Consider the following 17,785-nt stretch of genomic DNA (forward strand, 5'->3'; position numbering starts at 1 on the left):
AGTTGTTCCGCCAGGAGCACCGCTGGGTAGCTATGTACGGAAGGGATAAGCGCTGAAAGCATCTAAGCGTGAAGCCCCCCCTCAAGATGAGATTTCCCAGTATGTAAGACCCCTTGAAGACGACGAGGTAGATAGGTTGGGGGTGGAAGTGCAGTAATGCATGGAGCTGACCAATACTAATCGGTCGAGGGCTTATCCTAAAGATAAGACGCAATGAAGTTTCGGATCTAGTTTTCAGGGTGTAACCTTGAAGGTATGTAGAAGTACATACGACAAGCGTATGGCGATTCATTCACAAGATCTGTGATGAACCGAATAACCTTACGAAGGAATTTGCGAGGCAAATTCATGTTTGGTGGCGATAGCGGAGGGGTTCCACACGTACCCATCTCGAACACGACCGTTAAGCCTCCAGCGCCGATGGTACTTGGACCGCAGGGTCCTGGGAGAGTAGGACGCCGCCAAGCAAATAATAGTATGACTCTGCATAGTCGTACTCAGGTCGTCGAGAATGCCTCGACGGCTTTTTTTATTTTCCCATCATTCAACATAACATCCTATAAGGTATATACTGCTTATATGCAAATTTATGATAGTTACAAAAAAAAGGCTGTTCCATGACTTTTAAAGGTCAAAGGAACAGCCTTTTATAATTTAATTTCGTAGACATTTTGGAGGGAAATTTCATTTCGAGCCGAATCTGTCGACTACAGCGAAACGAAGCACTGTTCCCATTGGTCGGTAATGGACGCTTTGTCAAGCTGCTCTCCAATGAGTGTGACATATCCCTGGCTCACCGGAAGTGCGGTGGGCTGCCATTCCAAGTGACTTCCTGAGAATTGCAAAAGCATTGTACCCTCATGCGGAAGCACACAATAACCTTTCGCACGAAGCAGCGAGGAACCTAGCCCAGTCAGGAAGTCTTCTAATCGTTGCTTTTCCAATGGCTGAGGAGAATATTGATGCAGTGTTAAGCTCTCCAGACGAGAAAAGGAATGGGGGAGGTCGTGATCGTGACTGTGGTTTTGACGGTGTGCAGAAATTACTTTGAATGCGGTACTTCTGGAGGCATTGCTAGGTCTTTCGTTATCTTTAGCGGGAATTGGGATAGGCGATGCTTCTGCATTGTTGGGCTGCATCTGTGCCGATGTATGTTGAAATACTTGTACAGGTTTCGGGTCAACCCATACGGAGTTCAGGACAGGTTCCAGCAGTGGTTCAAGGTCAATGCGGCTATACTCAGTAGTTTGCAACTTGGCCGTATCGTTGAGCTTGCGGATGTTCTTGACGACCTTAGCCACTTCACGGCTATTTGCGACATCCGTTTTGTTCACAACAATAAAGTCGGCGGAGCGAAGCTGTCCGTGCAGAGTCCGAACCAGCTCCTTGTCTGCAGTGAAGCGGCTGTTGTATTCATGGAACAGCTCAGCATCCACCACACTGATGCCGTGAACCAGATACAGCCGATCTGCCAGCAGTGGAGAGCGAAGTTCCTCCAACACCTGCTCGGGGTTGGCTACTCCGGTGGTCTCCATGAAGATCACATCTGGCTCTTGGCTGAGCAGGGTGTGCAGTGCGCCAGCCAGCTCATTTCTTTTGCTGCAACAAATGCACCCCTCTAGCAGTCCTTCCACTGTTACGTCAGGCATTTCCTCTGAAATAATAGCGCTGTCTACATCATATTCGCCCATTTCGTTCATTAAAACAGCAGCACGAAGAGGAATCTGACGAGTATAGGCTAACAGCCGCAAAAGTAGTGTCGTTTTGCCGCTTCCAAGAAAACCACTGATTAATATAACAGGAACTTTGTTCATCATTTTTCCTCCTTGGCGGGTTTAGTGTGCCGTATTCAAGCGATCATAGGTTGCTACCGAGTCTGCTTGGGTATAGACATAAGGGGATTCTGGCTGCTTGACAGTCGTTATTTTATCGGATCGAATTTCAAGTACGGGTGCATTATCCTTTTGCGTTGCATGCAGTGTTCCTTCAATAGTCACCCAGGTATCCTTGTCAAAGGACGGAGGGTTCTGGGATTGGACGATAACCCCGAATGGCATGGCATCGGCAGTACAGCACATAACGAGGAACCTTCCTACTGCAAATAGACCTTTACCCGGTAGGTTGTCGTCTTTATAGACAAAGCCAGTCACCTGTACTTTTTTTCCTTGAAAAGCGTGCTTATACAGTTCGATCGCTCCTATAGTTTCGGAAAAAATCTCCGGATGGATCTGTATAATGGGTTGCTGATACAGACGTTTCGCCAGCTCGGCGAATTCTACATTGTACTCATCGGGTGGAACGAACAGCTTATCCAGCGCTTCCTGACTCCATTTTCCCTTTAGAGGGAGCGAAGTTGGTGTGAAAGATGGAGTGGATAAAAGGGAGGCTGCGGGTGTGTTCGTGGTTTGTATGTCTGTTTTTCGTCGGATATCCGGGTTGGGATAGGTGAAGGACATACCTTTTTTGGCTGCCATATCACTGCCAAGCGCCTGATTGGACAGCAGTGATCCGAACAGCAACGGAATGAGCAGCATTCCATATACGAGAGTTTTTTTGAACCAGCTTTGCGGTAAAGGATGTTCGCAATCGCATACATCTTCACCATCCCGGCTTCCCACGATTACGTGCCATGCCATCGCCAAAGCGATGAATATGAGTGGCACAGGACAGAGTAAAAGCAGCTTTTGCATGTGCGGAGCCAAGTAGTAATGAAGTGCACTTGTGCGATGTAATGTGATGATGTATACAGCTAATCCGATCATGAGCAAGGAGCGCATGCCATATTGACAGCGGATGCTAAAGGTTGAATTCACGTTTGTATTTACCTCCCCAATAACCATTCAGCAGCTATAGATCCCATCAGGACGAGTAAAATAATGAGTAAGCCCAAGATCACGACAAATTTGGTGCGAAAGGTGCTGAGCAGCATGAGTGTGCCTTTGAAATCAAGCATCGGGCCGAGTACAAGAAAGGCTGCCAGCGGACCCAGTGTAAAGGTATGCGAAAAAGCAGTAGCTACAAAGGCATCAGAGGTGGAACATAGCGATAGCACGTAGGCAAAGCCCATCATAAAGGCGTACGAGCCAGCCGTTCCATTGCTTAACGAAAGCATTTCGTCACGTGGGATAAAGGTTTGGATACAAGCTGTCAATAATGCACCGATAATGAGATATTTACTCATGTCTAAAAACTCGTCGCCAGCATGTACAAAAAATCCCCGCCATGTGCGGTTATGCCGATGAGTCTGATTGTTCTGCTTTTGTTGGTTAAAAGAGAGCAAAGACCGTTTGAGCGGATGCACACGCACAAAGGCATATATGATCAATCCGATGGTCGCGGAAACGACAAAGGCCAAACCCATTCGAACGGCAGTGACCTCAGGATGGGAAGGGAAAGCCATCATCGTCGCAGCCAGTACTACGGGATTGATAATAGGTCCGCTTAAGATAAAAGTGATACCCATATAGGCAGGCATTCCCTTGAGCATTAATTGGCGAACGACAGGGATCATGCCACACTCACAGATGGGAAACAGCATACCTAGCAAGGAGGCGAGCAGGACACCCGGCACAGGATGGGCAGGCGCTATTTTACGAATCCATGTCTCCGGTACAAGCCACTGTAAAAGGGATGAAACAAGCACACCGATCAGGAGAAACGGAACAGCCTCCAGAAAAATACCCATAAATACCGTCTTTAATGACTGCAGCTGCCCTATATCTAACAAACGAAGCCACTGAGGAGATAGCGTAATAAGCACAGGGATGAGAAAGGCAAACGGAATCATAAAAGGCAGCATCTTCAACAGCGTACTGTTTTTCATTCCACATCTCCTTGGGAATAAGGGTTCTTATCTACATCCTATGCCTGTGTTGGGACAATCATGCCGCAGGATTATGCTTGAATCACCTCCTATATTGACAATTCAAAGCGTGGTCATATATATTTATGTTCGGTAATAGTAATTATTACGATTAAAATCCGATAAATGATTGCAAGAAGAAAACTTTTACGGTACGATCCATATTAGTGCTGTAAAGACAAGGAGGATTATATGATACCGATTGTTGTTTTATCCGGATTTTTGGGCAGCGGGAAAACAACTCTTCTTCAGCATGCGCTGGCTTACTACAAGGAGCAGGGGCTCAAGCCAGCTATTCTGATGAATGAGTTGGGTGATGTTAATCTGGACGGCAGTTTGGTGAACGACCAAGCCCCCATGAAGGAAATGCTCAGTGGCTGTATATGCTGTACCATTCGCGGAGATTTGGGCGTCGAGCTCATGAATCTTGCCGAGGAATATAAGCCAGATGTGATTATTGTAGAATGTACCGGAGTGGCTAATCCAATGGAGATTGTAGATGCAGTGACAGATGCCTCCATATATTCTTCTATGGTTTTACAATCTGTTATCACGGTCGTGGATGCGCGTCAATTTCTGGATTTCTCCTTGGGTAGTGAGAGAAGCAAGTCGTTTCGTTTGATGCAGGATCAGCTGCGATGTGCTTCCAAACTGATTATTAACAAGACTGATTTATTGGCTGCGGGAGAATTGCAAAAAGTACAGGCCCTTGTAAAAGAATTAAATCCTTATGCTTTGACTGTAAGCACGGAGCGTAGTGACGTAGATTTGGGTGCCTTTTTCTCCATTCAAGGAGAGAAACGGATGGATGTTTCACGGCAAAAGGAGTCCACAGTCGATATCGCGAATGATCATCAGCATGCGGAAGCTCATTTTCACACGTATGGTCATGATGATCATACAGGCCATCATCCTCATGACTATCATGAGCCCGAGCATCACGACCATAAACATGAACACGGAGAGCATTATCATTCCTACGACCATGTAGTTGTTCATACGCATTTTTTTGGACAACCTGTGTCACGCTCCGAGTTTGAACAGTTGTTCCGCAGTTTGCCTGCTGAAATTTACCGGGCCAAAGGAATCGTGCGATTTTTGGAATCGGAGGGTCAAATGATGTTTCAATTTGCCTATCGTGAGCTGGAAATCATCCCGATCCGACCGCAAAAGCCAGTGAACGATGTAGTGGTGATCATGGGCGAGAATTTCTCTGCTTCTGAGATCGGGGAACGATTGAAAAAGCTTGAAGCGGCTGCAAAGCCACTGGCTAGTTCATGATTTCGAGAACAAATAGCGTTTATTCATCCAAGCCTCATTCTCGAGCTGATCTAGCAGGGAAGCCTCCATGGAGATTTACAACAATTCTGCTGCTATTAACTGCGGGACTGGTGCTGTCAGTTACACTTGCGGTCATGCTGGGTCCTGTGGCTGTCGCTCCAGGGACAGTATGGCGAATTGCGCTGTCCCATCTGCCCTGGCTGGATCAGTGGATACCCGTGACATGGACCAAACCGGAGCAATATATCGTCTGGGAAATTCGCTTTCCGCGTGTGCTGCTAGGTGTTGTCGTGGGAGCAGGACTTGCTGTTACCGGAGCGGCTATACAGGCATTAATTCGCAATTCGTTAGCGGACCCCTATATTCTAGGAGTCTCATCGGGTGCTTCAGTGACAGCGACGTTAGTTATTGTGTTTGGAGCTTTTGGATTTTTGGGACGACTTACACTGCCCATATCTGCTTTTACAGGCTCTCTAGCTGCGATGCTTATGGTGTTTGCGTTGGCTCGTGTGGCCGGACGGATATCGACGACCCGCTTGCTGTTGGCAGGGGTGGCGGTATCTATGATGCTGTCGGCTGTGACTAGCTTTATCGTTACGATGGCCCCGAATGAAAAAGGCATCCGTGACGCGATGTATTGGATGATGGGAAGTCTGGCAGGCGCTCAATGGGATACGCTTTTCATTCCAAGCCTTATTATAGCGGTGGGAACGGCTGTCCTTTTGACCCGATGCCGCTCATTGAATGCTTTGCTGACAGGAGAAGAAGCCGCCGTAACGCTCGGTGTGAACGTGCAGGCGTTCCGTGTATTATTGGTTGTTGTCGCTTCCCTTTTAACCGGGGCAGTCGTATCAGTGAGTGGCTCGATTGGTTTTGTCGGGCTTATGATTCCACACATCGTTAGGCTAATAGTGGGATCGGATCATCGGCGTGTCCTGCCTGTCAGCCTGCTTTCGGGAGCTATCTTCGTCGTGTGGGCAGACGTATGTGCCCGGCTCGTGCTGGCTCCACAGGAGCTGCCGATTGGTATTGTAACGGCTGTGTGCGGCGGACCCTTTTTTGTGTGGTTGCTGCGGCGCAGTTCCTACTCGTTTGGAGGCGAAAAATGAATATAGAAGTCGAAGGCGTGACCTTCAGTATTCACGATAAACGATTGATCGACGGTATCAGTCTCCAGGTAAAAACGGGAGAGCTGGTCGGGCTGATCGGTCCAAATGGCAGTGGCAAATCGACGTTGCTTAAGAATATGTATCGTGTGCTAAGACCTGATAGTGGTTTGGTGACGCTGGATGGCCGGGATTTACTACGGATGAAGTACAAAGAGACAGCACGACAAATGGCAGTGGTAAGTCAGGATGCGCCCCAAACGTTTGATTTTTCAGTACGGGACATCGTCCTGATGGGCCGCCATCCTCATAAGAAACTGCTGGAAGCAGATACTGTCTTCGATCATGAACTGGTTGAGCAGGCGCTGGAGCGGGTAGGCATGAATGCTCAAGCGGATCAGGGGTTTGCTACCCTGTCGGGCGGTGAAAAGCAACGGGTATTAATCGCCAGGGCTTTGGCCGGACAAGCGAAATTTCTCATTTTGGACGAGCCGACGAATCATCTCGATATCCGGTATCAGCTGCAAATTCTCGATTTGGTCAAAACACTTCAGATCACTGCTTTAGCTGCACTGCATGATTTAAATTTGGCGGCATGTTATTGTGACCGATTGTATGTATTAAAAGAAGGCAAGGTGGTAGCCTCCGGCATAACAGAGAATGTGCTTCAGCCTGACCTGCTACGCAGTGTATTCGGGGTGGAAACAGAAATTCGTATTCATCCGAAAACCGGGAAACCGAGTATTACCTTTTTACCGGATTCTCTTAGAGGTGGAGACCATCTATGACATTAACAGGCAGAATGGTGATTCGATAAGGTAAGATAAAACTGTGAATGAAAGAGGAGACGTTACATATGAATAAATGTAGCAAACCCGCATTACCGCTGGTTATGCTAGTTTTGGCGATGCTGTTATTATCGGCCTGCGCAGCAGGAAACACGGCTCAAACCACAAATTCATCTGCAAACGGGCAGCAATCTGATGCATCGCAATCAACAATCCAAGAGAAGGCAGTAGAGATTGAGAACATGGGTGTAAAAATGGTATTTCCCGAAGCGCCCAAACGTGCGGTTACATTGAACCAGCATGCGACAGAAGTTATGCTGGCCCTTGGACTGGAATCTTCCATGGTAGGAACCGCCTATTTGGATGATCAGATTTTACCGAAATATAAGACTCAATATGATAAAATCCCGGTTCTAGCCAAACAATATCCGTCCAAAGAGGTGTTTATGGCAGCTGCACCAGATTTTGCCTATGCGGGCTGGAAGAGTGCCTTTAATGATAAAAATCTGGGTTCCCGTGAGGAGCTTGCCCAACAGGGCGTGCAAACCTATGTACAGGAATCCTCCAATAAGCCGGGTCCTATATTAGAAGATGTATATCGGGATATACTAAATATTGGACGTATTTTCCGGGTTGAGGAGCGTGCAGAAAAACTGGTAAATGACATTCGTGCACAAGTGCAGTCCATTCAGACTCAAATTGGCACGGTTGAACGGGCACCCAAGGTTTTTGTTTATGACAGCGGCGAAGACAAGCCATTTACGGCTGCCAACAATTATCTGACGTCTTTGATTAAAAGTGTGAAGGCGAAAAATATTTTTGATGATATCGATAAAAGTTTTACGGAAGTAAGCTGGGAAGAGGTCGTGAACCGCAACCCTGATGTTATTATTATTCTCGACTACGGAGATACTTCACTGGCGGATAAAGAAAAGCTTCTGTTGAGCAAGCCCGCGCTGGCTGGTGTTGAAGCGATCAAAAACAAACGATTTGTGGTGCTGCCTCTATCCGCAGCGGCTGAAGGTGTGCGAGCACCGATTGCACTGAAAACCTTGGCAGCAGGCTTGTACCCGGACAAAGTGAAATAAACAAACAAAAGAGTTGCCAAAACATTGACGAACCTTGCCTAAACTGTTAAACTTGCTAATGCGTAAAGGTTACGTTTATCAAGCGCTTATTTTTTTATTACCAAATCGTAATAATTACGGTAGATGGTTTAATGATCATAAACGACCTGGAGAATCTGCGCTATGATGACCGCTCAGATGGCTCCAGGCTTTTTAAAGGAAAAGGAGATTTGCGTCATGTTATTGGCCTCATTGGAACAGGTCACATTTGGCTACGGAGATGTTCCTAACTTGGTGGATGCCAATGTTGAAATTTTTTCCGGAGAATTTGTGGCGATCACTGGACCCAACGGTGCTTCCAAATCGACGATGCTCAAGTTGCTGCTCGGTTTACTTCAGCCTTGGAAGGGCAAAGTGTTTATGTCCGACCGTACAGGTGAAGGTAAAAAGCTCGTTGTCGGATTTGTATCACAACAAATTGCTGCCTTCAATGGAGGATTTCCAAGTACCATCCTGGAATTTGTCCGTTCGGGTAGATATACTCATGGCTCTTGGCTGCGCCGGATGCGGGCTGAGGATCATGATCTGACAGAGCAGGCGCTTCGTCAAGTAGGGATGTGGGATTTACGGCACCGCAAAATCGGCGAATTGTCTGGTGGACAGAAGCAGCGTATTTGTGTGGCAAGGGCACTTGCTCAGGAATCGGATTTGCTCATTTTGGATGAGCCCACGACCGGAATGGATCAGGAAAGCCGACATCACTTCTACGATCTGATGAATCAGCAGGTTAAGGAATATGGAAGAACTGTAGTCATGGTTACCCATGGACTATCGGAAGTACAACATTATCTGGATCGTATTATTGAGCTTGAAAGGAAGGAAGATGGCGGATGGAAATGCTGCACTACGACTTCATGCAGCGGGCATTTTGTGCCGGTGGGGTAATTGCACTGCTGGCCTCGGTGCTTGGAGTATACCTGATGCTACGGCGTCAGGCTCTCATGGCGGACATGCTATCGCATGTATCGCTGGCAGGGGTGGCAGCAGGTGCCTATTTAGGGATTAACCCGACGATAACTGGATTTATTGTTGCGGTGATCGGTGCGATTATTGTTGAATACGTCCGCAGATCTTATAAAACGTATAGTGAGATTTCTGTGGCTATTATTATGGTAGGTGGCCTCTCAACGGCTGTTATTTTAATGAATCTGAATCAGAGCATTAACAAAGGCTTTTCCGCTTATTTGTTTGGGTCGGTAGTAGCCGTCAATCAGACCGAGCTGATGTTGATGATCGTTGTGGCTGTCATCGGAGGTATTTTCTTTTTCGTGTTCCGACGGCCTTTGTACCAGATTACCTTTGATGAAGAAACGGCAAAGACCAATGGTCTTCCTGTCAAGTCTATCTCGTTTGCGTTTAGTATTTTGACTGGGATGATTGTAGCCGCAGCCATGCCGATTGTCGGTGTGCTGCTTGTCTCCTCACTAATCGTGTTGCCTGCTGCGCTGGCGATTCGAATTGCACCGAGCTTCGCGGCAGCTATCTGGATATCCATGATCACCGCATTGATCGGCGTATTTATGGGATTAACCGCATCATATGAACTCAGTACACCCCCAGGTGGGACGATTGCTATGGTGCTATTATTATTCCTGATCGTAGGAGCTAGTATTCAAAAGCTGGTCCGTAAGCTTGGCAAGCAACAGGCTTCCCGACGTAAGAATGCGGCAGGTCAGTGAGTTTATAAAAAACTAACACATAAGGAGTTATGAATATGAATACATGGTTCAAAAAATCATTTGTATTATCCGCGGGGCTAGCACTTATTTTGGCCGGTTGCGGAGCTAAATCTGATCATGTAGCCACGAATGCATCTCAAACTGAACCTAATCCGGCACAAACAGCGGACAGTGGTAAAAAGCTGAATGTAGTCACCACTTTTTATCCGATGTATGAATTCACCAAGCAAGTTGCCGGAGATCATGCTAACGTAACCGCGTTGATTCCTGCTGGTGCTGAGCCGCATGATTGGGAGCCAAGCGCCAAGGATATGGCACAGGTTAAGGATGCTGACGTATTTGTATATAACGGGATCGTCGAAGGTTGGGCAGAACAGGCTTTGAGCAGCGCATCGAATGATAAGCGTGTAGTAGTTGAAGCAAGCAAAGGGTTGAACCTGATGGAAGGATCTGCCGAGGAGGAAGAAGGAGAAGAAGCACACGCAGAGGAAGGCCATGATCACGATCATGTGCTGGACCCTCATGTATGGCTTGATCCAGTCTTAGCTCAGAAAGAAGTAGAAGCTATAGAAGCAGGGCTTGTAAAAGCCGATCCTACAAACAAAGCGGACTATGAGAAAAACGCTGATGCTTATATTGCTAAGCTGAAAGAGCTGGATACTGAATTCAAAACGGGTCTGAAAAATGTAAAACGTAAAGACTTTATTACGCAGCATGCTGCTTTTAGCTATTTGGCTAAGCAATATGGTCTGACCCAAGTGCCAATTGCCGGATTATCTCCAGAGCAGGAGCCTACGCCGGACAAGTTGGCAGGTATTATCAAGTTTGCTAAAGATAATAATGTGAAGACAATTTTCTTTGAAACGTTGGTTGATCCGAAGGTTGCTGAGACCGTAGCTACAGAAATTGGTTCGAAAACGGATGTACTGAATCCGCTTGAAGGACTGACGGATGAAGACAAACAGAAGAATCTGGATTACCTTGGTGTGATGAAAAACAATCTGGAGGCTTTGAAAAAAGCTCTGAATGAATAAGCAAACTTTAAACGAATAGTTTAAAAAAAAGATGTCGGCATGATACCGATGTCTTTTTTTATGTCTGTTTAAGGAGTTGACCCAATGATTCTCCTCACTTTTGAATTCGCCTGCATAGTGCTAAGGGTTCATTGAATACCTAGTACTTTGTAATCTTCATACTACAGGAATGATTTACGTCATTGCGAAACGTTTTTATTGAAATTAATGCTGTAGTAGCTAGTTTTAAATTCCTTTTATAATTCAATGGTAGCGTTTTTCTTTTTACAGATTCTTTCTATTAATATAACTAGTTTTTTCACCGATATTGAAGTTTGGGCGTGCATATCATATGACAACGGATTGGAGAGGTTAACTTGGCAACAGTTATAATAGTGGATGATTCTTTATTTATGCGTTCTGTGCTTAAGGATATTCTGTTGGATTTAGGTCACTCTGTTATTGCAGAAGCGGAAAATGGATATGATGCAGTTTTGAAATATGCACACTTTCGACCAGATTTAATTACCATGGATATTAATATGCCAAAAATGGATGGGCTTGAGGCTGTTAAAAAGATTGTAGAGCTTGATCCTAAAGCCAACATCTTAATGTGTTCCGCTTTGGGTCAGCAGGAAGCAATTATACAAGCATTTAAGGCAGGGGCAAAAGATTTTATTGTGAAACCATTTGAGATGGAAAGGGTCGTGAATGCCGTCACAAAAATGCTGGATAATTAATGAATCAAGCTTTTAATACATAATATTGAACATATTGAAGCGGGAGTTTCATGCTTATTTTTCACGAATATGGAGATGAATAGGATGAGCAATCGAGTATTGTCTCAAAAAGTATTTATAGATGAACTGATCGCTACGATCAAGAGTGGGGGGCTTGTTCCTGTAAATTATGAACACCTCATCAGTGAACAAAGGGGAAAAATGGATGCTCTAAACAATGAACTCACCGTTCGTATAGAGGCATTAGAGACAGATTTAATCTCTGCTTCGACATTTTCCATTCCGTTTGCCAATGGTGAAATTATGTTTCTTGCTCGTTATATTGTACTCATTGGGGATTATACCGAGGGTTACTTTGTATTTTATCGAGCAGAAGACTGCGAAAGTCCAGAAGAATATCAATTTTTAACAAGCTCTTATCAACTTCCACATGTATTGCTCGAATTATCTCACACTTTAAAGGAGCATGGTACTAATGAGCCACTTAATATTTTGACTTATTGGAATGGCCCTGTGTATCCGCTGAAAGATTTGAATAAAGAGGATATTAAGCTGTCCACCTATGAGTTTTAAATCCCTTGAGAGAGGCAACTCCCTCAGGGGATTTTTTTACATTGATAATCAAACGCATGTTCGCATATAATACAAACAAACGTTCTGATGAGGAGTGAAGGATGATGCTGGAGAAATATGTGGGACAGATCGTGGAAATCGTGTATATGGACCGAAAGGGCAAACTGTCTCATCGGCAGATAGAGGTGCATCGTGTGCAGAATGGTTTGATCCGGGCCACCTGTTTGCAAACTGGTCAGCCACGTGTTTTTCGATTAGATCATGTATTGGCATGGCATCCGGTAACCAGAACAGCATAGGAGGGGCTTACGATGGGAAAAAAGCTTGAAGGAAATGGCATATGGGAAAGCTCGCGTATGATTTTGCCTGAGCATCGGGAGGCATATGTAAGACTGATGAAGGAGCAGGGAAGACGCGGCAAGCCGACACTGGACGATCAGGAAATACAGCAGATTGAACAGGCCATTATCGTATCCTATAACGAACGGAAGCCTATTACACTAAGAGTGTTTAATCCGTTTGATGATGAGGAGCTGCGCGGACTGGTTACAGTGATTAACACAAGTCGGCGAGAAGTGAAGCTATCTCGTGGGGAAGAGGATTTTAGCTGGATTAAGTTGGAGGAAATTATCGAGGCGGATATCTAAAAATGGTCGGACTCAGAGTTTTTTTACATGGGTTCTATCGTTTTTTATAATTAAGATTGTAGCTCAGTGAATCCAGATTTACAATAAAACTGTAACTACAAAGGGGGAGCCAATTTGAAAATAAGTAAACATAATGCTGAACATTATATATGGGGAGAACAATGTGATGGTTGGCGCTTGGTGAAAAATGATGATTTGAGTATTATTCATGAGCGCATGCCGGGAAATACACATGAAGTCAGACATTATCATCATCATGCGCGCCAATTTTTCTTTATTTTATCAGGTGCAGCGGTACTTGAAGTGGATGGTGAACGCATCCAATTAGGATCTCAGGAAGGGTGTGAGGTTCCTCCTATGGTGCCTCATCAAATGTTTAATGAAACGAGTGAGGATGTTGAATTTTTGGTTATCTCTCAGCCTGCGAGCAGAGGCGACCGGGTGCTGACCGAAAACTAATATTAGGAGACAGCAGATTCCAAACGTATATAGGTCAAATAATGTTAGAGTATAAAAAAACCAGGCTAGCACATGTAAATCAAGTGCCCGACTGGTTTTTTTCTTTAATAGATGCCCGTTGCATCTGTAGGGAGAGCTTTTACGTGATAGAGATAGTTTGTTACACGTTGATCGTCCTCAATCGGGTATCTATAACCATAATGGTTCGCCACCTTCTGGGCAACTTCTCTAAATAAATTACCCATGATAAAAAGAGACTGCCACATATGTTCATAATCTGCATCCGCAAACGTTTGGATGTAGGCCGTCCAATGTTCAGGCTCAAGGTGCTTCTCGAAATATTTTCCCTGCTTACCTGGATCTGCCGTGAAGTTAGTTTGTATACCCATATGCCATTCCAGCATGAAGTGAAGCGCATCTCTTACAGGTCGATCCAACATGAATTTGGCATAGGGAAGCTCATGTCGCCATAATCCTTTAGCCACATAAGTACTGACCCACCAGAATTCGTTGCAGGAATCCGCATAGGTTTGGGCGGTTGGAGGGACCGTCTTATAATCCTGAAGACTTGGCGGTGGGAAAGGCTCCACCAGGCCGTCTTTATCCAGCAGCAGTACACTTAAGCTGTCTCGGGGCCAATTGGCGATGTTAGTCACAGGGCAGAGGGTAAGATCAATGCGATTGCCATCCGTAAATAACATGAGAAAAGCAAAGCGATCACGGAACGTCACAGTAGGCTCCACATGCTCATCGGGTGTCTGCATAATGATCAATTCTCCAAAGCGGCGAATCCAGTGACGTTCCTGAATAAAGCTGTCCATGGAAGATACGAGAAAGACGATGTCATAATCCTGAAAAATATCTCGTGGAGCATGTGGATTGGCGCGTGAACCATTCATAATCACGGCACGTACCCGTTCATCTTCTTGAGCAAATTGGAGAATGGTATGCAGCATCTCTTGTTCACTTCTCACTATAGTTGTCTCCACAAGCGGTATCGAAAGGAAAAAAACGTAGATAAGACAGCAGTAGAAATAAAGCCCACCAGTTCAAGGATCATCAAGAAAAACGACCTCCTGTAAGTTGTTTTATCTGGGAAAAGTATCCTATCCTTACAATAGCTTATCCACGGAAACCATTCAACTGAATAAACAGCGAGCAAATTGCTCGTATTCTTGCTGAGCTGGTTGAATAGAAGGATAAAATGCAATTGTTCAGAATTTGTTCAGTGACGAAATTGTATAATATCAAGCAGCAATCATAGATTTATTTCAACAGGAGGAAAGGTATGCATTTTTGCAAGTCTACTAAACGATTCACATGTGCATTAACAGCAGTATCACTAATCTTTTCATCGGCAATTTTAGTGGCGGATGCTGGTGCGGCACCAACCGAACAGCCCAAATTAATCCAAGATGGAACATGGAGCAAGTCTGCCGACGTTTGGATGGATGCACCAGAAAACTATGTTGGCAGATCTTCGGATGCAGTGTTAGGATATTACAGATCAGCGATTCAGTTTAAAATGCCTGAGCTGACTGGGAAGGTTGTAACGAAGGCAACCTTGCGTATTCATATCTCTTCTATCAGCTACAGCTCTAACCAGAATCCTTTTTTGATCGTGTATGGATCGACTGCTGATGTTTGGAGCAGCGGAGCTTTTCCGCTAAACCCGCTGGATCAGCCTTCGGATACGAAAACAGGCTCAGACCTTCAAGTAGGATGGGTTGATTTTGATGTTACCCATTTTGTACAACAACAGACGGATGGTATGGTCTCATTTGCATTGCTTGCTAATGAAGCAGGGAACCCTGGAGACTATTCGGAAATTACATATTCAGCCGACGACAACGGCGTAGATATTCCCCAGTTGATATTGGAAACATCAGCCCCAGCTGTTTCGTCTAAAATGCCTGAGGTAGCTGCTGTAACTACTGAGGAAGATATCCCAACATCCAATATAACCATTACACCCAACCCGCAAGATTCAACGGTAGTGACACATTATCAAATTACGAACATTATCGGAGGCAGGCTGTATCATAGCGATGGTATCACCGAGATTTCCAACGGAACGTTTATCACAGCAGCAGAAGCTAGGGATGGCGTGAGGTTTGTGCCTATGGCAAACGCCAACAACGCAGCGGGAGATACCTTCTCTTTTGATGTGCAGGCGGCTCAGAGTGCAACGGGTAATGGACTGAGCGATGTCACTAAGGCTGTTGTCCATGTTACGGAAGTAAACGATCCCCCGGCAGCGCAAGACGAAACGCTATCCTCCATTACAGAAGACTCAGGAGAGCGGACAATTCCTTTTGCAGAACTGCTTGCGCATGCGTCTGCCGGTCCGAATGAGAATGGTCAACACCTAACGGTATCCTCAGTCAGCAGCATCGCAGGAGGGGCTGTACGTTTAGATGGAACAAATGTAATTTTTACACCTCAGCCGAATTTTAATGGAACCGCTAGCTTCTCTTTTACCGTCACCGATGATGGAACATCGAACGGCGTCTCAGTCCCGCAGTCGGTGGTCAAGCAAGCCTCTTTTACAGTAAATTCCGTCGCTGATGTCCCTAACGTGACTGATGCTTTGACAGAGGAAGACAAGCAAAGCTTTGACGGTTTGATCATTACTCGTAATCAAGTGGATGGATCTGACGTGTCGTACTTTAGAATCTCAAACATTATTGGTGGAACCCTCTATAAAAATGATGGAGTAATGGAAATCCGAGATGGTCAATTTATTTCTGTAGCGGATGGCGAAGCAGGGCTTAAATTTACGCCAAATCTTTATGCTAACTCTCCGTCAGGTGATCATTTCAGTTTCGACGTACAATCATCACTAGATATGAGCGGAACAGGGATCAGCGAGCCGAACCAAGCCAAAATCACTGTGAGTGAGGTAAACAACAGTCCGATAGCTGTGAATGATACACTACCATCGTTATCGGCAAATGCAGGGGCACAATCTATCGCTATTGATGAACTCTTAGCAAACGACACGGCAGGCCCTGTCAACGAGAGCTTACAACATCTGAGCATCGCATTGGTAGAAAATGCACAAGGTGGGACGGTAGTTCTAGACGGAGCGGTTGTACTATTCACTCCGAATTCAGGCTACCAGGGCCCGGCAAGTTTTGATTATACTGTGATTGATGACGGTACAACGAACGGAGCATTAGATGCGAAGAGTTCAACAGCTACCGTTGCATTCACTATCAACCCAGCACCGACACCAGATCCGGTACCAACACCAGATCCGACGCCAACGCCAGATCCGGTACCAACACCAGATCCGGTACCAACGCCAGATCCAGTACCAACACCAGATCCGGTGCCAACGCCAGATCCAGTACCAACGCCAGATCCGATACCAACAGATGATAGTCACACGGAATTGCGTGTTTCTATCAATAATGGTCAAATGCTGGTAGGGGGTACAGAACGGGCTATAGCAAAAGTTGTAAAATCGGACTCTTCAGAGATTGATGTCAGTGAAGAAGCAACTTGGACTTCCAGCAATGCGAATGTCGCTACGGTTACTCAGGGAGAGATTAGAGCACTTTCAGAAGGGAACACGGTAATTTCCGCCACATACAGCGGATATAGCTTTAATGTTCCAGTTACCGTAACAGCTGTTGCTGCTCCCGCACCCAATAATGCTGGCAGTGATTCCAGTAGTTCCAGTGGCGGCGGGTCTGGGCATCGAAACAGGGACCGTTCTAGCGATGATTCCAGCAGCAATACGGCAACATCAGCTGTATCATCTCCATCGGTGACTGTATCTAAAGAACCAGTAACTGTACCTGTATCTGAAGAATTGGTGACTGAGCCAACTGCTCCTGTGCAAGACATATTCAACAGTAACGTAGTGGTTGCAGACAACAAAGTACTGCAGAATATAAAGTCCAAAGCAGAATCTGCTTTAAATTTTTCTACTAGTGTTAAACCGTCAGACCTACAAGGACATTGGGCAGAAAAGACGGTCGACACGTTTTCTAAGCTGGGTATCGTAAATGGATATAAGGATGGCAGTTTCAGACCTGATGGTGAAATTACCCGTGCGGAGTTTTCTGCTATCATTTCTAGAATCTTCGATATTAGTGGTGGAAATCAGCCTGTGGCTTTGAACGATATTGGGGATCACTGGGCGCAGGATGCCATAACAAAATTGACCGCAGCTGGAGTATTAAACGGTTATGAGGATGGTACTTTTAAACCGGATCAAACAATTGTCCGTCAAGAAATGGCTGTCATTTTGGCGCGGATCTTGGATTTAGACCGATTGAAAAAGGACACCTCGAATGAAAAAAGCTTCACCGACTTATCCGCTTCTTTTGCGGCTGATACGATTAAACAATTAGCACAAGCCGGTGTGCTTTCGGGTATAAGTACGAGTCAGTTTGGACCTAAGTATCATGCGTCACGTGCTGAAGCCTTGACTGCGATTTATAATGCACTTAGTTTGAACAGCGAAATTAAAACCGTATTGGAAAGTTTGGAGCAGTAA

The 17,785-nt window shown here is 45.5% G+C and carries 17 protein-coding genes and 2 rRNA genes; 15 read left to right on the forward strand and 4 right to left on the reverse strand.

Going from position 1 to position 17,785, the window contains the following annotated elements; all coding sequences use genetic code 11:
- Together C400_RS0123730 and rrf are read left to right on the forward strand one after the other, a co-directional pair.
- Positions 1-200, forward strand: a 23S ribosomal RNA gene (locus tag C400_RS0123730); the annotation flags it as partial.
- Positions 201-351: 151 nt separating this feature from the next.
- A 5S ribosomal RNA gene (gene rrf, locus C400_RS0123735) occupies positions 352-467 on the forward strand.
- Positions 468-707: 240 nt separating this feature from the next.
- On the opposite strand, the gene C400_RS0123740 is transcribed toward rrf, so the two are convergent.
- From C400_RS0123740 to C400_RS0123750, 3 genes are read right to left on the reverse strand one after another with little or no spacing between them, the layout of a single operon-like run.
- Complete coding sequence (locus C400_RS0123740) at positions 708-1,817, reverse strand: CobW family GTP-binding protein (protein WP_026065507.1); 1,110 nt, start codon at positions 1,815-1,817, stop codon at positions 708-710.
- Between the two features lie 18 nt (positions 1,818-1,835).
- Entirely contained in the window at positions 1,836-2,813 is a 978-nt protein-coding gene (locus tag C400_RS0123745) for a TIGR03943 family putative permease subunit (protein ID WP_017428460.1), read from the reverse strand.
- Between the two features lie 8 nt (positions 2,814-2,821).
- Positions 2,822-3,823, reverse strand: a complete 1,002-nt coding sequence (locus tag C400_RS0123750; protein WP_017428461.1) for a permease — start codon at positions 3,821-3,823, stop codon at positions 2,822-2,824.
- 231 nt (positions 3,824-4,054) lie between these two features.
- On the opposite strand from C400_RS0123750, the gene C400_RS0123755 reads away from it, so the two are divergent.
- The 12 genes from C400_RS0123755 to C400_RS0123810 all read left to right on the forward strand — a co-directional run bounded on the left by C400_RS0123755 (position 4,055) and on the right by C400_RS0123810 (position 13,275).
- Positions 4,055-5,143 carry a CobW family GTP-binding protein gene (locus C400_RS0123755; RefSeq protein WP_017428462.1) on the forward strand — a complete coding sequence of 363 codons (1,089 nt, stop codon included), beginning with the start codon at positions 4,055-4,057 and terminating at the stop codon, positions 5,141-5,143.
- A complete protein-coding gene (locus tag C400_RS0123760; RefSeq protein WP_017428463.1) occupies positions 5,140-6,252 on the forward strand; it encodes a FecCD family ABC transporter permease in 1,113 nt (370 codons plus the stop codon). The genes C400_RS0123755 and C400_RS0123760 overlap by 4 nt, the downstream gene beginning before the upstream one ends.
- Positions 6,249-7,037, forward strand: a complete 789-nt coding sequence (locus C400_RS0123765) for an ABC transporter ATP-binding protein (protein WP_016818444.1) — start codon at positions 6,249-6,251, stop codon at positions 7,035-7,037. Before C400_RS0123760 ends, C400_RS0123765 begins: the two co-directional genes overlap by 4 nt.
- A 68-nt stretch (positions 7,038-7,105) precedes the next feature.
- Entirely contained in the window at positions 7,106-8,125 is a 1,020-nt protein-coding gene (locus C400_RS0123770) for an ABC transporter substrate-binding protein (RefSeq protein WP_016818445.1), read from the forward strand.
- A 216-nt stretch (positions 8,126-8,341) separates the two neighbouring features.
- Positions 8,342-9,049 carry a metal ABC transporter ATP-binding protein gene (locus tag C400_RS0123775; protein WP_170973163.1) on the forward strand — a complete coding sequence of 236 codons (708 nt, stop codon included), beginning with the start codon at positions 8,342-8,344 and terminating at the stop codon, positions 9,047-9,049.
- Complete coding sequence (locus C400_RS0123780) at positions 8,995-9,843, forward strand: metal ABC transporter permease (RefSeq protein ID WP_016818447.1); 849 nt, start codon at positions 8,995-8,997, stop codon at positions 9,841-9,843. Before C400_RS0123775 ends, C400_RS0123780 begins: the two co-directional genes overlap by 55 nt.
- A gap of 35 nt (positions 9,844-9,878) precedes the next feature.
- A complete protein-coding gene (locus C400_RS0123785) occupies positions 9,879-10,877 on the forward strand; it encodes a metal ABC transporter substrate-binding protein (RefSeq protein ID WP_017428464.1) in 999 nt (332 codons plus the stop codon).
- 356 nt (positions 10,878-11,233) lie between these two features.
- Positions 11,234-11,596 (forward strand): response regulator, encoded by a 363-nt coding sequence (locus C400_RS0123790; RefSeq protein WP_014599711.1) that lies wholly within the window; start codon positions 11,234-11,236, stop codon positions 11,594-11,596.
- Between the two features lie 84 nt (positions 11,597-11,680).
- On the forward strand, positions 11,681-12,169 hold the full coding sequence (locus C400_RS0123795; RefSeq protein ID WP_016818449.1) for a hypothetical protein: 489 nt from the start codon (positions 11,681-11,683) through the stop codon (positions 12,167-12,169).
- A 104-nt stretch (positions 12,170-12,273) separates the two neighbouring features.
- Positions 12,274-12,468: a hypothetical protein gene (locus C400_RS0123800; protein ID WP_017428465.1), complete on the forward strand. Its 195-nt coding sequence runs from the start codon at positions 12,274-12,276 to the stop codon at positions 12,466-12,468.
- Positions 12,469-12,480: 12 nt separating this feature from the next.
- Positions 12,481-12,816, forward strand: a complete 336-nt coding sequence (locus C400_RS0123805) for a YolD-like family protein (protein WP_016818450.1) — start codon at positions 12,481-12,483, stop codon at positions 12,814-12,816.
- Between the two features lie 114 nt (positions 12,817-12,930).
- Positions 12,931-13,275 (forward strand): cupin domain-containing protein, encoded by a 345-nt coding sequence (locus tag C400_RS0123810; RefSeq protein ID WP_016818451.1) that lies wholly within the window; start codon positions 12,931-12,933, stop codon positions 13,273-13,275.
- Between the two features lie 104 nt (positions 13,276-13,379).
- On the opposite strand, the gene C400_RS0123815 is transcribed toward C400_RS0123810, so the two are convergent.
- Entirely contained in the window at positions 13,380-14,249 is an 870-nt protein-coding gene (locus C400_RS0123815) for an aminoglycoside 6-adenylyltransferase (RefSeq protein WP_017428466.1), read from the reverse strand.
- Positions 14,250-14,563: 314 nt separating this feature from the next.
- Between C400_RS0123815 and C400_RS0123820 the strand changes: the two genes are divergently transcribed.
- Complete coding sequence (locus tag C400_RS0123820; protein WP_017428467.1) at positions 14,564-17,785, forward strand: S-layer homology domain-containing protein; 3,222 nt, start codon at positions 14,564-14,566, stop codon at positions 17,783-17,785.

The sequence above is a fragment of the Paenibacillus sp. ICGEB2008 genome (assembly GCF_000307675.1).
Classification (GTDB): Bacteria; Bacillota; Bacilli; order Paenibacillales; family Paenibacillaceae; genus Paenibacillus; species Paenibacillus polymyxa.

What these genes read in the sequence shown, in the direction of transcription:
- C400_RS0123740 (WP_026065507.1), bottom strand. Translation starts at nt 1,817, where the DNA reads ATGATGAACAAAGTTCCTGTTATATTAATCAGTGGTTTTCTTGGAAGC.
- C400_RS0123785 (WP_017428464.1), top strand. Translation starts at nt 9,879, where the DNA reads ATGAATACATGGTTCAAAAAATCATTTGTATTATCCGCGGGGCTAGCA.
- C400_RS0123765 (WP_016818444.1), top strand. Translation starts at nt 6,249, where the DNA reads ATGAATATAGAAGTCGAAGGCGTGACCTTCAGTATTCACGATAAACGA.
- C400_RS0123820 (WP_017428467.1), top strand. Translation starts at nt 14,564, where the DNA reads ATGCATTTTTGCAAGTCTACTAAACGATTCACATGTGCATTAACAGCA.
- C400_RS0123770 (WP_016818445.1), top strand. Translation starts at nt 7,106, where the DNA reads ATGAATAAATGTAGCAAACCCGCATTACCGCTGGTTATGCTAGTTTTG.
- C400_RS0123795 (WP_016818449.1), top strand. Translation starts at nt 11,681, where the DNA reads ATGAGCAATCGAGTATTGTCTCAAAAAGTATTTATAGATGAACTGATC.
- C400_RS0123755 (WP_017428462.1), top strand. Translation starts at nt 4,055, where the DNA reads ATGATACCGATTGTTGTTTTATCCGGATTTTTGGGCAGCGGGAAAACA.
- C400_RS0123775 (WP_170973163.1), top strand. Translation starts at nt 8,342, where the DNA reads ATGTTATTGGCCTCATTGGAACAGGTCACATTTGGCTACGGAGATGTT.
- C400_RS0123800 (WP_017428465.1), top strand. Translation starts at nt 12,274, where the DNA reads ATGCTGGAGAAATATGTGGGACAGATCGTGGAAATCGTGTATATGGAC.
- C400_RS0123750 (WP_017428461.1), bottom strand. Translation starts at nt 3,823, where the DNA reads ATGAAAAACAGTACGCTGTTGAAGATGCTGCCTTTTATGATTCCGTTT.
- C400_RS0123760 (WP_017428463.1), top strand. Translation starts at nt 5,140, where the DNA reads ATGATTTCGAGAACAAATAGCGTTTATTCATCCAAGCCTCATTCTCGA.
- C400_RS0123805 (WP_016818450.1), top strand. Translation starts at nt 12,481, where the DNA reads ATGGGAAAAAAGCTTGAAGGAAATGGCATATGGGAAAGCTCGCGTATG.
- C400_RS0123780 (WP_016818447.1), top strand. Translation starts at nt 8,995, where the DNA reads ATGGAAATGCTGCACTACGACTTCATGCAGCGGGCATTTTGTGCCGGT.